Consider the following 14,329-nt stretch of genomic DNA (forward strand, 5'->3'; position numbering starts at 1 on the left):
CTTCCCGCGGCGGCGCGCGCCTCAGGCGTAGACGTTGCCGGCCGATTGCGGGAACTTCTCCGCCAGCGCCCGGCGCAGCTTCTCCAGGGCGCGGTTCTCGATCTGGCGGACGCGCTCCTTCGAGATGCCGAGCCGGTGGCCGAGGGCCTCCAGCGTCGCCTGATCCTCGGCGAGGCGACGCTCGCGCAGGATGCGCAGCTCGCGCTCGGACAGGACGGTCAGCGCCTGCTTCAGCCAGATCAGCCGGCGCTCGCCGTCGACGATGGCCGAGACCGTCTCGTCGGGCAGGGCCGCGCCGTCGACCAGGAAGTCCATGCGCTCGGAGGAGGCCTCGCTCTCCTCGCCCACGGGGGCGTTGAGGGACATGTCCGGCCCCGACAGGCGGGCATCCATCAGGGCCACGTCCTCGCGGGAGACGCCGATGGCGGTGGCGATGCGGGAATGGATCTCGTCGCCGACCTGCTCCTCGGTCGACTGCATCAGCCGGGCGCGCAGGCGGCGCAGGTTGAAGAACAGGGCCTTCTGGGCGGAGCTGGTGCCGCCGCGCACGATCGACCAGTTGCGCAGGATGTAGTCCTGGATCGAGGCCCGGATCCACCAGGTCGCATAGGTCGAGAAGCGCACGTCGCGCTCCGGCTCGAAGCGGGCGGCGGCCTCCATCAGGCCGACATGCCCCTCCTGGACGAGATCGGCCATGGGCAGGCCGTAATGGCGGAAGCGGCCGGCCAGCGCGATCACGAGGCGCATATGGGCGGAGATCAGCCGGTGGAGGGCGCGCTCGTCGCGGTTCTCCTTCCAGCGCTCGGCAAGTCCCCGTTCCTCCTCCCTCGCCAGGAAGGGCGCCTCCATCGCGGTCCGAATGAACTGACGCCGGATCCCTGCGATCTCTGCCATCCCCAAACGCCTTTCTCGATCGAGCCTTATGAGGGTCCGGGCTCCGCCCAGAACAGGCGGCGGCCCCGGGCATCGGCCCCATGCCCGGCTCAGGCACAACGAAAGGGGGAGGGGGTTGTTCCGCGCGGCGCGTGGCGCCGAGGCGAGAATTATCAAGGGGGCGGCGCTTCCCCGAGGGGTTCGGGACGGTGGAGAACCCGCCCAAGGCCCGTCGCGCGCAACAAAAAACCCGGCGCCAGGGGCACCGGGTTTTCCGAAAGACACGTCTTCGCGAGGGGGAAGGCCGCTCAGGCGGCCTCTTCCTGCAGGTCGTCGCCCTCGCCATCGGCGTCGGACTCGGTCTCCGCCTCGGCCTTGGCCCGGCGCGGGGACTTGGCGAGGCTCTGCTCGATCAGCTTCAGCGCCTCGGTCTCGGTGATCTTGTTGACCGACGAGATCTCGCGCACGACGCGGTCGAGGGCCGCCTCGTAGAGCTGGCGCTCGCTGTAGGACTGCTCCGGCTGCGCGTCCGAGCGGTAGAGGTCGCGCACCACCTCGGTGACGGCGATCAGGTCGCCGGAATTGATCTTCGCCTCGTATTCCTGGGCGCGGCGCGACCACATGGTGCGCTTGATCCGGGCGCGGCCGGTCAGCACGTCGAGGGCCTTCTTCACGAGCTCCGGCTCGGCGAGCTTGCGCATGCCGACGCTGTTGGCCTTCGCGGTCGGCACGCGCAGGACCATCTTGTCCTTCTCGAAGGAAACGACGAACAGCTCGAGCTTGTAGCCGGCGATCTCCTGCTCCTCGATCGCGACGATGCGGCCTACGCCGTGCGCCGGATAGACGACCGCTTCACCCGTCTTGAAGCCTTGGCGGCCTGCCGTCGTCTTCTTGGCTGTGGTCATGCGAGAAGGGCCTCCGATCACCGCGCGGCGTCCATCCGCGCTGTTCCACGTTTCCGGGGGCGGGACACCCGGCTCAAGCCATTGCCCGGACGCCGCTTCGGCACGCCGTCCGGTTCCCTGGCAGCCGTCCCTTCAGCCAAAGCCACCACGAACCACGAAAGGCAGATCCTTCGCGGTCGTAGTCATGCAACCCCGTTTCCACTGTCGGGAACCGCGTCGGCGCGGGCGGAGAAAGCACATCGGGCAGGAGCGACGGCAGAGGGATGGTGTACCACAATCCGGCCGTCGAATCAAAGGATTGCCCGCGCATGCCAGCGCCCGCGCCAACGCGCATCGCGCGTTATGCACGGTCGATCCGAAACCTCGTCCGACCGGCCCGAAGGGCCGATCCGGTCCGGCGCGGCGATCAGTCGCCGGAGCCGGGGTTCGGCGAGAAATGCGCCTCGAGCTTGCCGGCCACGCCGTCCCATTCCTTGGCGTCGGCGGGCGCGTCCTTCTTCTGGGTGATGTTGGGCCAGCTCTTGGCGTAGTCGGCGTTGAGCTTCAGCCAGCGCTCCAGGTCGGACTCGGTGTCGGGCTTGATCGCCTCGGCCGGGCATTCCGGCTCGCAGACGCCGCAATCGATGCACTCGTCCGGATGGATGACGAGCATGTTCTCGCCCTCGTAGAAGCAGTCCACCGGACAGACCTCGACGCAGTCCATGTACTTGCACTTGATGCAGTTGTCGGTGACGACGTAGGTCATGGGCTGCTCGGTCCTCGGATACGCTTTCCGGTCGTCTCTCTCGCTCAGGCGGCGCCGAACGTCGAGAGGATCGTCGCGTCCCGGCTCCGTTCGAGTGCTGCGCGACGCTCGCCGTCCTGCGCTGCCGTGCGCCTTAGACCTTGCCTAAAGAGCTGACAAGCGGCCCGCCCCGCCGGGGGACGTATCGGAGGGGGAAGTGTCGCTCCCCTGCCATGTTCGCCTGCGCGCTCTTCACGCGGCGCGGGCTCACGCCGTCTCCGGGGCGGTGTCGGCGACCTCCGCGTAGAGACCCTGGGCCTCGGGCGCCGGCCCGCGCCGCTCGCCGGGTGCGAGGACGCGCACCACGGCGGTGCGGTGGGCCACGGCGATGGTGAGCACGTCGCCGACCGCCACGGCCTTGCTCGCCGCCTCCGCCCGCTTGCCGTTGATGCGGACATGGCCGTCCGCGACGAGGCGGGCGGCGAGCGTCCGCGTCTTCGCGAAGCGGGCGAACCAGAGCCACTTGTCGAGGCGCTGCCCCCTCATCGCGCCCGTGCGGAGCGCGCGCGGCGGCAGCACGGATCAGCCCGGCCCGACGGCGATGCGATCGGGCCGGGCCGTGGCCTCAACGCTTGCGGCCCTCGGCGGATTCGAGCTGCGCCTTCAGGGCGGCGAGCTTGGCGAAGGGCGAGTCCGGATCGGGCTGGCGCTCGCGCCGCGGCGGCCGCTGGTCCTCGCGCGGACCGGCCCGGCGCTTGTCGTCGTGCCGGTCGTGGCGCGGCGGCTCGCCCCCTTCGGGACGGAAGCGGTCGCGGCGGGGACCGCCCTGGCCACGCCCTCCCTCCGGCCACTCCCGGTGCTCGCCTTCCGGCCGGTTGCCCCGGCGCTGCGGGCCGCCGGGGCCGCGGGCCTCCCGCTCGCCGCCGCGTCCCTCGCGGTTGTCGCCCCGGGGACGGCCGTGACGCTGCTGGCCGGCGGAGCGCTGGAAGCGGTGCAGATGCCAGACCTCGACGGTCTCGGGCTCGGCCGGCGCCGCCGGCTCGGCCTCCGGGGTCTCGGCGGAAGCCTCATCCGCGGCCTCGGCCGCTTCGGGGGCCGCCTCGGCGGCAAGCGCGGGCTCGGCCGGGGCCTCGACGGCGGCGGCCAGAGCGGCGGAGTCCGCCACCGGCACCGGGGCCTCGTCGGCGGCCGGCTCCGCAGCCGGCTCCTCGGCGGCGGCCACGGGCTCGGGCTGCGCCGCCTCGGCCGGGGCCGTGCCGATGGGGGCGGGCGCCACCGCATCGGCGGTCGAGCCGGGCTCGGGCGCCGAAGCCTCGGGGGCGGATGCCTCTCCGGCTTCCGCGGAAGCGTCCGCCGGAGCGGCCGCATCGGCGGCGTCCTGGGCCGGCGTCGCCGCGGAGGACACGGCCGCCTCGGGCGCCGCCTCGGCCGGCGCGCTCGGCGTCGCGGGCACGGTCGGGGCCGCGGGGACGAGCGGGACGGTGATGGCCGGTCCCGGCCGCGTCTCGGAGACGTAGCCCAGCGACTTCAGGATCGAGGCGAAATCCTCGCCCGAGCAGCCGACCAGCGAGGTCATGTTGACGGTGGCGACGAAGCCGTCGCCGTCGGCGGTCCCCGCCGGGGGCTCGCCCGGGGTGGTGCCGGGGCGATAGGCGATGGCCGGGCGGATCAGGTCGGCCAGGCGCTCCAGGATGTCGACGCGCACCGCCCGCTCGCCGCAGACGCGGAAGCCCGCGGCCCGGTAGAGCCCCTTGGCGATCTCGGGATCGACCTTGATCGAGGTGCGGCCCGAGCTCGCCAGATGGGCGATCTCGTCGAGGCCGCGCTGGTCGAGGCCGCCGTTGCGCAGGGCCCAGAGCTGGGCCGCCAGGGTGCGCGGGGCCGGCTTCAGCAGGGCCGGCAGGAAGATGTGGTAGGCGCCGAAGCGGACGCCGTGGCGGCGCAGATTCGCCCGGCCGTCCTGGTCGAGGCTCTTCATCTCGTGCCCGACCTTGGCCCGCTCCAGCACGCCGAGCGCCTCGACCACCTGGTAGCCGATGCCCTTGGCGAGGCCGGTGAGGTCCGCCGCGGTCTCGATCTCCATGAGCGGCCCGAGCAGGCGCACCACATGCGCCCGGAGCCAGGCGTTGAGTCGGACCTCGACCTTCTCGCGGGCGGAGCCGGTCAGGCCGTCATCCGCGATGAGGCGCAGGCCCGGCTCGAACAGCTTGTCGCCCGGCGTGAGCTTGGCCACGGGATCGCCCGTCCAGCGGATGATGCCGTCATGCGACAGCACCAGCGTGGAATCGGGCGTGGCCGAGAAGCGCTCGGCGCGCCCCTCGATCTCGCCGGCCAGCGCCTTCTCGGCGGCGCTGCGCAGGGTCTTGGCCTCCTGGCCTTCCGCGGCCGGGTCCGGCACGAACTGGAAGCCGTGCAGGTGACCCACGTGTTGACCCTCGACGGTGACATCACCGCCGGAGGTGATCTCGGCTTCCAGCATCACGTTCTCTCTCAGGCGTCGCATCAGGACGCTGGTGCGCCTGTCGACGAAGCGGCTCGCGAGGCGCTCGTGCAGGGCATCGGACAGCCTGTCCTCTACCCGACGCGTCTCGCCCTGCCAATGCAGAGGATCAAGCAGCCAGTCCGGACGGTTGGCCACGAAGGTCCAGGTTCGCCCCTGCGCGATGCGCTGGGACAGGGCGTCGATGTCGCCGTCGGTGCGGTCGATCATGGCGACGTGGCGGGCGAACCAGTCGTTCGGAATGCGCCCGGCCATGCCCCGCATCAGGAAGCGATAGAGCTGTGCCACGAGATCCGCATGGGTCTGGGGATGGACCTTGCGGTAATCGGGCAGGCCGCAGGCGTCCCAGAGGCGCTGCACGCCCGAGCGGCCCGAGGCGATGTCGCGCAGCTCCTCGTCGCGCATCAGGATTTCCAGCGCCGCCTGGTCCTCGCCCATGGGCGCGCGGGTCAGGCCCGGCTCGTCGGGATGCGCGTCGAGGCTCGCCTGCAGGGCGGTGAGCGAGGCGAAATCGAGATCCGGGTTGCGCCATTGCAGGACGCGCACGGGATCGAACTGGTGATTCTCCAGCGCCTCGACCATCTCCGGCTCGAAGGGCGGGCAGCGCCCGGTGGAGCCGAAGGTGCCGTCCGCGGTGTGGCGGCCGGCCCGGCCGGCGATCTGGCCCATCTCGGCGGCGGTGAGCTTGCGGAACCGGGTGCCGTCGAATTTCCAGTTGGCGGCGAAGGCCACGTGATCGACGTCGAGGTTGAGCCCCATGCCGACCGCGTCGGTGGCCACCAGGTAATCGACCTCGCCGGACTGGTAGAGCTCCACCTGGGCGTTGCGGGTGCGCGGGGAGAGGGCGCCGAGCACCACCGCCGCGCCGCCGCGCTGGCGCCGGATCAGCTCGGCGATGGCGTAGACCTCCTCCGCGGAGAAGGCGACGATCGCCGTGCGCCGGGGCAGGCGGGAGAGCTTCTTCTCCCCGGCGAAGCCGAGCTGCGACAGGCGCGGCCGCGTCTGCGGCTGCACGCCGGGGATCAGCGCCTGCACCAGGGGCTGCATGGTCGAGGAGCCGATCAGCAGCGTCTCCTCGCGGCCGCGCTGGTAGAGCAGGCGGTCGGTGAAGACGTGGCCGCGGTCCATGTCGGCGGCGAGCTGGATCTCGTCGATGGCGACGAAGGCGACATCGAGGTCGCGGGGCATCGCCTCGATGGTGCAGATCCAGTAGCGCGGCCGGTCGGGCTTGATCTTCTCCTCGCCGGTGACGAGGGCGACCTTCTCGAGGCCGACCTTGGCCACCACGCGCAGATAGACCTCGCGGGCGAGCAGGCGCAGGGGCAGCCCGATCATCCCGGTCGGGTGCGCGAGCATCCGCTCGATGGCGAGATGGGTCTTGCCGGTATTGGTCGGCCCGAGCACCGCCGTGACGCCGCGGGCGCGGGCCTGGCGGGGGAGGGAACGGAGAGTCATGCGGGTGGTCGGCGGTCCCTTCGACCGGAAGGCCGTCGCGGCGCTAGTACCGCCGGTCTCCCGGCGGCCCCGCTCCATATGGGGCGTTTGCCGGCCCGCTGCCAATCTCGCCGGGGAGACCCGGATATGCATAGATCTCGACCGGCACCGGCGGCTGCTGGGGCGCGAGGTCGGCGCAGAGCGTCTGCGGCATGGCGGTGAGCGGCCCCTTCCGGGCCGGGCGGTTCTCGACGACCTGGGCGGAGGAGAAGGCGTCGCCGCCGCAATCGGGCGGGCCGCCCGCGCTCAGCGGCTCGGCGAGGGCCGGGGCGCTCCAGAGCGTCAGGAGGAGGAGGAGGGCAGGGGGGCGCCGCATCCCGGCACTCTCGGCCGGCGGGCCTTAACGAAGCCCCCTCACTGGCCGGTCAAATTCGCCTGGGCCACGGCCCCCGCCTCGGCGCCGGCCGCGAGGCCCGTCGGCCCCGCCCCGGCGCGGCTCCAGCGGGTCGCCTCGATGATGTTGGTGCCGATGGTGGTCAGCACGGAGATCCGCACCGGCAGCAGCACCCGCGCCCCCTCGACCGGGGCGAGCCAGACCGACATCTCGCGGTTATCCTCCATCCACTTCACGCCGGGCCGGTCGGGCCGGTGGCCGGCGATGGCGACGTAGCGCGCGTTGCAGACGAGGACGGGGCCGCTATAGCCCGGCTTCTCCACCTGCCGGGTCTCGCCGTAGCTGAGGACCACGTTAAAGCGGGTGGCGCCGTCGAAGACGGGGATGGTGCGGTTGCAATTGGCCGGGTCGATCAGGTCGCCCCGGGCCAGCGCCGGCATCATCAAGGCGCTCGCCGGATCGACGATGCCGCGCTTCATGCCGCTGGTGACGGGCACCCGGTCGCCCATGTCGACGAGGGGCGGGGTGATCTCCGCCTGGGTGACGTTGCCGTGGGCCAGCGCCATGCGCACGGCGATGCCGGAATTGCTGGTGCGGGTGGCGATCGAGAAGGCGCCGGGCTGGGGCTGCGCCGCGACGGCGCCGCTCGCCCGGGCCGAGCCCTGGCCGCCGGTGACCGCGCCGACGAGGCCGGTGAGCCGGGCCGAGACGTCCATGCGGTAGCGGCTGCCCTCGAAGGCGCCGGAGAGCTGGGCCGTGCCGATCGGGATGCCGGCGAGGTTCACACCGTAATCGACCGTGACCTCCGTGGCCCCCGCCTTGGGCGCCCGCTTCGCCTCGGCGGCGGGCGGCAGGGCGAAGGCGAGCGCGGCGGCGATCACGGCGGCGGTGGCGCGCGGGCGGGCGATGGCGCACATGGTCTCGACTCGGGGATTCCTGGACGCCGGCTCCGAGTCGGGACCGACCCCGAGCCTGACGCGTTCCGTATCGTCCTTCCCCATGGTTAACAGACCGTTGGCGGGCCGGCCGTCTCCCGCGGAGCACAGGGAGCGCCCTTCTCGACACGCTCCGCCTTGACGGCACCCGGGAGGCTCGCCTATAGGCTCGCGCCTTCAATAGAACTCCGCTGGCATCGATTCACGCGAGGGTTTCAGGCCCGCGGTGCGCCGCGTCGGCCCTGTTTCGCCCGACGCGGTCGATTGAGTTTGCGGAACGATGACGGGATCAACGCTATGTCGCGCCGCTGCGAACTGACCGGCAAGGCCGTGCAGGTCGGCCACCTCGTGAGCCACTCCAACCGCAAGACGAAGACCCGGTTCCTGCCGAACCTGTGCAACGTCACGCTCCAGTCCGACGCGCTCGCCCGCCGGGTGCGCCTGCGCATCACCGCCCATGCCCTGCGCTCCGTGGAGCATCGCGGCGGCCTCGACGCCTTCCTGGTGAAGGCCCGCGAGGTGGAGCTGTCCCAGACCGCCCGCCTGCTCAAGCGCGAGATCGAGAAGAAGCTCTCCGAGACCCAGGCCGCCGCGGCCTGAGGCCGGCCGGGCGCCGTCACGGCGCCCCCGCTTCGCTTTCCTCAATGTGAACAAGGCCGTCGTGCGCCTCCCGGCGCACGGCGGTCTTTCGCTTGGCCGAACGCCGCAAGGCCGCCATGACCGCGCTCGCCCTCATCGTCCCGATCTTCGGCCTCGTCCTGATCGGATGGGCGGCGGCGCTGACCGGCATCCTGTCCGACAAGGTCAGCGACGGGCTCTCGGAATACGTCTTCGCCCTGGCGGTGCCGGCGCTGATCGTCGGCACCCTGACGAAGCCGGGGCTCGAGGGCGAGATCGCCTGGTCGTTCTGGTTCAGCTATTTCGGCGGCGTCGCCGTCGCCTGGGGCCTCGCGAGCCTGATCGCCCGCCGCCGCCACGGCATCGACGGGCGCGGCGCGACCATCCACGGCTTCGCCGCGAGCCAGTCGAACACGATCTTCATCGGCGTGCCGACGATCCTGCAGGCCTATGGCGAGGCCGGCGCCTTCCCGCTCTTCATGCTGCTCGCGGTGCATCTGCCGCTGATGATGGGCGCGGCGACCTTCCTGATCGAGGCGGAGGGCGGCCGCTCCTACGCGGCGCGCCTGAAGGGCCTCGGGGCGGTGCTGTTCCGCAACCCGATCTTCCTGGCGCTCGCCACCGGCCTGGCCCTGCGCGCCAGCGGCATCGGCCTCGGCGGCGTGCCGAAGGCGCTCGTCGACGCCCTGGGCGGCACCGCCTCCACCTGCGCCCTCATCGCCCTGGGGGCCGGGCTGAAGCGCTACCGGGTCGTCCACGACCTGCCCGGCGCGCTCACCGTCGCCACCCTGAAGCTCGTGGTGCATCCGCTGGCCGTGTGGCTGCTCGCCTTCCACGTCTTCACCATGCCGCCGGCCTATGCCGGCGTCGCCACCCTGTTCGCGACCATGCCGGTGGGGATCAACGCCTACCTGCTCGCCGCCCGCTACCGGACCGAGCAGGGGCTGGTCGCCGCCTCGGTCCTGCTCTCGACCCTGCTCGCGGCCGGGACCGTGCTGGTCTGGCTCACCGTGCTCGGCCACGGCTGAGGCGGCTTTCGCGGCCGGGCGTCCAGCGCTCCACCGTCATGGCGGGCGCGGGTTTTCCCCTCCCCGCAAGCGGGGCGCGGGGATGCGCGTCGAACCGCGCGACCGACCGGAGATGGTCGAGGAAGGGCGGCGCCTCAGCGCCGCCCGCCGGCCGCCCGGCGCGGGGCCTGGACCCGGCCGGCCGGGGCCGCGTCCTCCTCGAACAGCTCGGCGAGCTTTTCGGTCATCGCCCCGCCGAGCTCCTCCGCATCGACGATGGTGACGGCGCGGCGGTAGTAGCGGGTCACGTCGTGGCCGATGCCGATGGCCAGGAGCTCCACCGGCGAGCGCTGCTCGATCTCCTCGATCATGTAGCGCAGGTGGCGCTCCAGGTAGTTGCCCGGATTGACCGAGAGGGTCGAGTCGTCGACCGGCGCCCCGTCGGAGATCACCATCAGGATGCGGCGCTGCTCGGGCCGGCCGAGCAGGCGCTTGTGCGCCCAGTCCAGCGCCTCGCCGTCGATGTTCTCCTTGAGCAGGCCCTCGCGCATCATCAGCCCGAGATTCTTGCGAGCCCGGCGCCAGGGCGCGTCGGCGCTCTTGTAGACGATGTGGCGCAGGTCGTTCAGGCGGCCGGGATTGGCCGGCTTGCCGCCGGCGAGCCAGGCCTCGCGCGACTGGCCGCCCTTCCAGGCCCGGGTGGTGAAGCCGAGGATCTCGACCTTCACGCCGCAGCGCTCCAGCGTCCGCGCCAGGATGTCGGCGCAGGTCGCCGCCACGGTGATCGGCCGCCCGCGCATGGAGCCCGAATTGTCGAGGAGCAGCGTGACGACCGTGTCGCGGAAATTCGTGTCCTTCTCCTGCTTGAAGGAGAGGGGCTGGAACGGGTCCGTCACCACGCGCACGAGGCGCGCGGGATCGAGCTGGCCCTCTTCGAGGTCGAAGTCCCAGGCCCGGTTCTGCTGGGCGAGCAGGCGCCGCTGCAGCCGGTTGGCGAGGCGGCCGACCACGCCCTGGAGATGGGCGAGCTGCTTGTCGAGATAGGAGCGCAGGCGGGCGAGCTCCTCCGCGTCGCAGAGGTCCTCGGCCTCCACCACCTCGTCGAAGCGCGGATTGTAGATCCGGTAATCGGGGCCGCGATTCTCGTTGGTGCGGGGCGGCGGCGGGCGCCAGGATTCGGAGGCCTCCTCCGATTCCGCGTCCTCGGCCTCCTCCGGCAGCTCGCCGGAGGGCGCATCGGCGGATTCGGTCGCCCCGTCCTCCAGCTCGTCGGCGGCCTCGTCGGTCACCTCGATCTCGGCGCGGTCGCCCTGGGACTGCTCCTCGGCCTCGCCCTCGTTGGGCTGCTGCTCGTCGTCCTGGCCCTCGGCCTCCTCGTCGTCGTTCTCGTCCTCCATGTCGGCGGGCGATTCGTCGGCGAGGTCGAGGGAGGAGAGCAGCTCGCGCACGGAGCGGGCGAAGCTGCGCTGGTTCTCCAGGGCGCCGAGCAGGCCGTCGAGGTCCTTGCCCGCCCGGCTCTCGATATGCTCGCGCCAGAGCGCGACGATCTTCTCGGCGGCCTGGGGCGGCTTCTGCCCGGTCAGGCGCTCGCGCACCATCAGGGCGACGGCGTCCTCCATCGGCGCGTCGGCCCGGTCGGTGATGTCCTCGTACTTGCCGCCGCGGTGGTAGCGGTCCTCCAGCATCGCGGTGATGTTGGAGGCCACGCCCGCCATGCGGCGCGAGCCGATCGCCTCGACGCGGGCCTGCTCCACCGCGTCGTAGACGGCGCGGGCGGCGGCGTTCTCCGGCGCGAAGCGGCGGTGCAGGGCGACGTCGTGGCAGCCGAGACGGAGCGCCATCGAATCGGAATGGCCGCGCAGCACCGCCACGTCCTCGGCGGTCAGCTTGCGCGCGGGCTCGGGCAGACGGGCCTTGTCGCCGATCAGGGCCGGCCGGTCGCTGGCATAGGTGACCTCGATCTCCGAGCGCCGGGCGATGGCGCGCAGGCACCCCGCCACCGAGCGCTTGAAGGGCTCGGCCACGGGCTCGCGGCGGTCGCTCGGCTTGCGGTTCGAGATGGACATGCGCCTAACGCTTCATGGAATCGGGTTCGAGCGGCGGACGGGTCTCGTCCGCCGCCCCGTCGCGGATGTCCGGAGCGGCGGCCGCGCGCGCTTCCCCATGCGGGATCAGCTCAGCGCGACGTTCACCGCGCTCTCCGGCAGCTCCTTGCCGAAGGCGCGCTGGTAGAACTCGGCGACCAGGGGCCGCTCCAGCTCGTCGCACTTGTTGAGGAAGCTCACCCGGAAGGCGAAGCCGACGTCGCGGAAGATGTCCGCGTTCTCGGCCCAGGTGATGACCGTGCGCGGGCTCATCACCGTCGAGAGGTCGCCGTTCATGAAGGCGTTGCGGGTGAGGTCCGCCACCCGCACCATGCGGTTGACGACGTCGCGCCCGCCCTCGCCCCGGTAATGGGTCGCCTTGGACAGGACGATGTCCACCTCCCGGTCGTGGGGCAGGTAGTTGAGCGTGGTCACGATCGACCAGCGGTCCATCTGGCCCTGGTTGATCTGCTGGGTGCCGTGATAGAGGCCCGAGGTGTCGCCGAGGCCGACCGTGTTGGCGGTGGCGAACAGGCGGAAGGCCCCGTGCGGGCGGATCACGCGCTTCTGGTCGAGGAGCGTCAGGCGGCCCGACACCTCCAGCACGCGCTGGATCACGAACATCACGTCCGGGCGGCCGGCATCGTACTCGTCGAAGACGAGGGCGACGTTGTTCTGCAGCGCCCAGGGCAGGATGCCGTCCTGGAAGGCGGTGACCTGCTTGCCGTCCTTGAGCACGATCGCGTCCTTGCCGACGAGGTCGATGCGCGAGACGTGGCTGTCGAGGTTGATGCGCACGCAGGGCCAGTTCAGGCGGGCGGCGACCTGCTCGATATGGGTGGACTTGCCGGTGCCGTGATAGCCCGTGACCATCACGCGGCGGTTCCGGGCGAAGCCGGCCAGGATCGCGAGCGTCGTCTCCCGGTCGAAGATGTAGTCCGGGTCGAGCTCCGGCACGTGCTCGTCGGTCTCGGAGAAGGCGGGCACCTTGAGGTCGAGGTCGATGCCGAAGGTCTCGCGGACGGACACCTCGCGGTCGGGCAGCGAGGCGGGCTTTTCGTCAGACAGCATACGGTACCTCTTCGGCGCGGGCTCCGGGCCGCCTCGTCGGCGCCCCTCTCGCAAAACCCGCTCTCAGTCTCAATGCGCCAGTGTTTTCGTCCCTTCCGAGCCGGGAAACCGCGGCGCAGCGGAGGACGGTTCTCCTTAATCGCCGTGGCCGGCGGGGGCCAGGGCTTGAACCAACATATAGGCCCCGAGCCGGCAATCGACGCCCCCGGCGGCAAGCATGCCCCATGCCGACGGCAAGCAGACCGGGTCAGCAGAGACCGGCGGCCCGCAGGATGTCGTGGGCGCGGATGATGTCGCGCAGCCGCTCCTCGAAGGAGCGGTCGCCGCCATTGGCGTCGGGGTGGAAGCGCTTCACCAGCACCTTGTACTGCGCCTTGATCGCCGCCTGGTCCGCGGTGTCGTCGAGGCCGAGCACGTCGAGCGCCTTGCGCACCTGGGAGGAGTAGCGCGGGCGCTTCGGCTCCGGCTCCGCCGCCTTGCGGTTCTGGCCGCCGAGGCCGTTGGCGCGCAGGATGCCGAGCGGGTCGGCATAGGCCCAGTCGCGCTCGGCCTCCGGCTTCGTCTCCGCGGTGGCGGCGCCGTGGCGGTTCACGCCCATCGACCAGGTCGGGCGGTGCCCGATGATCGCGTCCTTCTGGTAGGCCTCGACCGCGGCGTCGTTCATGCCGTCGAAGTAGTTGTAGGCCGCGTTGTAGGCGCGGACGTGGTCGAGGCAGAAATGCCAGTACTGCCCTTCCTGGCGCCGGCCCTTGGGCGCCCGGTAGAGCCCCGGATGGGTGCAGCCGGCGCTCTCGCAGGTGATCTCGGCCGTCGCCGCGCCGGTCGTGGCCCGGCCGCCGCCGCGCCCCTTCGCGCCGGCCTTGGGGTCGTCGCAGGTCGGCTTGATGCGGATACGGTCGAACAGGGGCGAGTTGAGATCCATGACGAGGCGATTATGAGGGGGTGAGCCCCGGTGACAAGGCCAAAGGGCCTGATGACGCATCGGGCGTTTCCGGCTTGACGGCCGGAACCCGAAACGGACGGGCAGGAGCGGGAGCTTGGCCGAAACCCTTAAAGATTGGATCGCGGCAACCCTTGGCGCGGCGCTCACGCCGGCCCAGCTCGACGTGATCGACGAATCCCACCTGCATGCCGGCCATGCCGGGGCGCGGTCGGAGGGGGAAACGCATTTCCGACTGGATGTGGTCTCGGCCGCCTTCGAAGGGAAGAGCCGGGTCGAGCGCCACCGCCTCGTCAACGGCCTGCTCGAGGAGGGCTTCCGGCGCGGGCTGCATGCGCTGGCCCTGCGCGCCCGCACCCCGGCCGAGGCCGGGATCTGACCCGCGTCGGACGCGCCGTCCGGGAAAGGCCCTCGCATGGCGCTGCACTGCACCCCGCAGATCGTCCTCGACGAGGCGGAACTGGAGGAGAGCTTCGTGCGCGCCTCCGGCCCCGGCGGGCAGAACGTCAACAAGCTCTCGACCGCGGTGCAACTGCGCTTCGACGTGCGCCGCTCGCCCTCCCTGCCGGATGCGGTCGCCGTGCGGCTGATGCGGCTCGCCGGCAGCCGGCTGACGGGGGAGGGGGTCCTCGTCATCACGGCCCAGCGCTTCCGCACGCAGGAGCGCAACCGGGCGGATGCCCGGGAGCGCCTCGCCGCCCTGATCGCGGAGGCGGCGGTGCCGCCGGTCCGGCGCCGTCCGACGAAGCCGACCCTGGCATCCAAGCGGCGGCGCCTCGAAGCCAAGAGCCACCGCTCCGGCGTCAAGCGCCTGCGCGGCAAGGGCACAGAGCGGGACTGAGAT

At 71.8% G+C, this 14,329-nt stretch carries 14 protein-coding genes; 4 read left to right on the forward strand and 10 right to left on the reverse strand.

The annotated features are described in order from the left end of the window. Positions 1 to 21 precede the first annotated feature (21 nt). The 7 genes from MFF21_RS09940 to MFF21_RS09970 all read right to left on the reverse strand — a co-directional run bounded on the left by MFF21_RS09940 (position 22) and on the right by MFF21_RS09970 (position 7,747). Entirely contained in the window at positions 22 to 894 is an 873-nt protein-coding gene (locus MFF21_RS09940; RefSeq protein WP_238310996.1) for an RNA polymerase factor sigma-32, read from the reverse strand. Positions 895 to 1,181: 287 nt separating this feature from the next. Then, complete coding sequence (locus MFF21_RS09945) at positions 1,182 to 1,778, reverse strand: CarD family transcriptional regulator (RefSeq protein WP_238310997.1); 597 nt, start codon at positions 1,776 to 1,778, stop codon at positions 1,182 to 1,184. Between the two features lie 406 nt (positions 1,779 to 2,184). Next, positions 2,185 to 2,523, reverse strand: a complete 339-nt coding sequence (fdxA, locus tag MFF21_RS09950; protein ID WP_238310998.1) for a ferredoxin FdxA — start codon at positions 2,521 to 2,523, stop codon at positions 2,185 to 2,187. Between the two features lie 246 nt (positions 2,524 to 2,769). Then, a complete protein-coding gene (locus MFF21_RS09955; RefSeq protein ID WP_238311239.1) occupies positions 2,770 to 3,048 on the reverse strand; it encodes an RNA-binding S4 domain-containing protein in 279 nt (92 codons plus the stop codon). 79 nt (positions 3,049 to 3,127) lie between these two features. Continuing rightward, positions 3,128 to 6,457, reverse strand: coding sequence for a helicase-related protein (locus MFF21_RS09960; RefSeq protein ID WP_238310999.1), 3,330 nt, complete (start codon positions 6,455 to 6,457; stop codon positions 3,128 to 3,130). 43 nt (positions 6,458 to 6,500) lie between these two features. Beyond that, complete coding sequence (locus tag MFF21_RS09965) at positions 6,501 to 6,812, reverse strand: hypothetical protein (protein ID WP_238311000.1); 312 nt, start codon at positions 6,810 to 6,812, stop codon at positions 6,501 to 6,503. A gap of 38 nt (positions 6,813 to 6,850) precedes the next feature. Beyond that, positions 6,851 to 7,747 (reverse strand): DUF3108 domain-containing protein, encoded by an 897-nt coding sequence (locus MFF21_RS09970; protein ID WP_238311001.1) that lies wholly within the window; start codon positions 7,745 to 7,747, stop codon positions 6,851 to 6,853. A 315-nt stretch (positions 7,748 to 8,062) separates the two neighbouring features. On the opposite strand from MFF21_RS09970, the gene rpmB reads away from it, so the two are divergent. Further along, entirely contained in the window at positions 8,063 to 8,365 is a 303-nt protein-coding gene (gene rpmB / locus MFF21_RS09975) for a 50S ribosomal protein L28 (protein WP_238311002.1), read from the forward strand. A gap of 116 nt (positions 8,366 to 8,481) precedes the next feature. Next, positions 8,482 to 9,411 (forward strand): AEC family transporter, encoded by a 930-nt coding sequence (locus tag MFF21_RS09980; RefSeq protein WP_238311240.1) that lies wholly within the window; start codon positions 8,482 to 8,484, stop codon positions 9,409 to 9,411. Positions 9,412 to 9,545: 134 nt separating this feature from the next. Here the strand turns inward: MFF21_RS09980 and cobT are convergent, their stop codons facing one another. The 3 genes from cobT to MFF21_RS09995 all read right to left on the reverse strand — a co-directional run bounded on the left by cobT (position 9,546) and on the right by MFF21_RS09995 (position 13,467). Continuing rightward, entirely contained in the window at positions 9,546 to 11,456 is a 1,911-nt protein-coding gene (cobT, locus tag MFF21_RS09985; RefSeq protein ID WP_238311003.1) for a cobaltochelatase subunit CobT, read from the reverse strand. Between the two features lie 105 nt (positions 11,457 to 11,561). Further along, on the reverse strand, positions 11,562 to 12,545 hold the full coding sequence (cobS, locus tag MFF21_RS09990; RefSeq protein ID WP_238311004.1) for a cobaltochelatase subunit CobS: 984 nt from the start codon (positions 12,543 to 12,545) through the stop codon (positions 11,562 to 11,564). A gap of 247 nt (positions 12,546 to 12,792) precedes the next feature. Further along, positions 12,793 to 13,467 carry a J domain-containing protein gene (locus tag MFF21_RS09995; protein WP_238311005.1) on the reverse strand — a complete coding sequence of 225 codons (675 nt, stop codon included), beginning with the start codon at positions 13,465 to 13,467 and terminating at the stop codon, positions 12,793 to 12,795. A gap of 115 nt (positions 13,468 to 13,582) precedes the next feature. On the opposite strand from MFF21_RS09995, the gene MFF21_RS10000 reads away from it, so the two are divergent. Together MFF21_RS10000 and arfB are read left to right on the forward strand one after the other, a co-directional pair. Beyond that, positions 13,583 to 13,864 carry a BolA family protein gene (locus MFF21_RS10000; RefSeq protein WP_238311006.1) on the forward strand — a complete coding sequence of 94 codons (282 nt, stop codon included), beginning with the start codon at positions 13,583 to 13,585 and terminating at the stop codon, positions 13,862 to 13,864. A 36-nt stretch (positions 13,865 to 13,900) separates the two neighbouring features. Then, positions 13,901 to 14,326 carry an alternative ribosome rescue aminoacyl-tRNA hydrolase ArfB gene (gene arfB, locus MFF21_RS10005; RefSeq protein WP_238311007.1) on the forward strand — a complete coding sequence of 142 codons (426 nt, stop codon included), beginning with the start codon at positions 13,901 to 13,903 and terminating at the stop codon, positions 14,324 to 14,326. The last annotated feature ends 3 nt before the right edge of the window (positions 14,327 to 14,329 follow it).

Source organism: Methylobacterium organophilum, assembly GCF_022179465.1.
GTDB lineage: Bacteria > Pseudomonadota > Alphaproteobacteria > Rhizobiales > Beijerinckiaceae > Methylobacterium > Methylobacterium organophilum.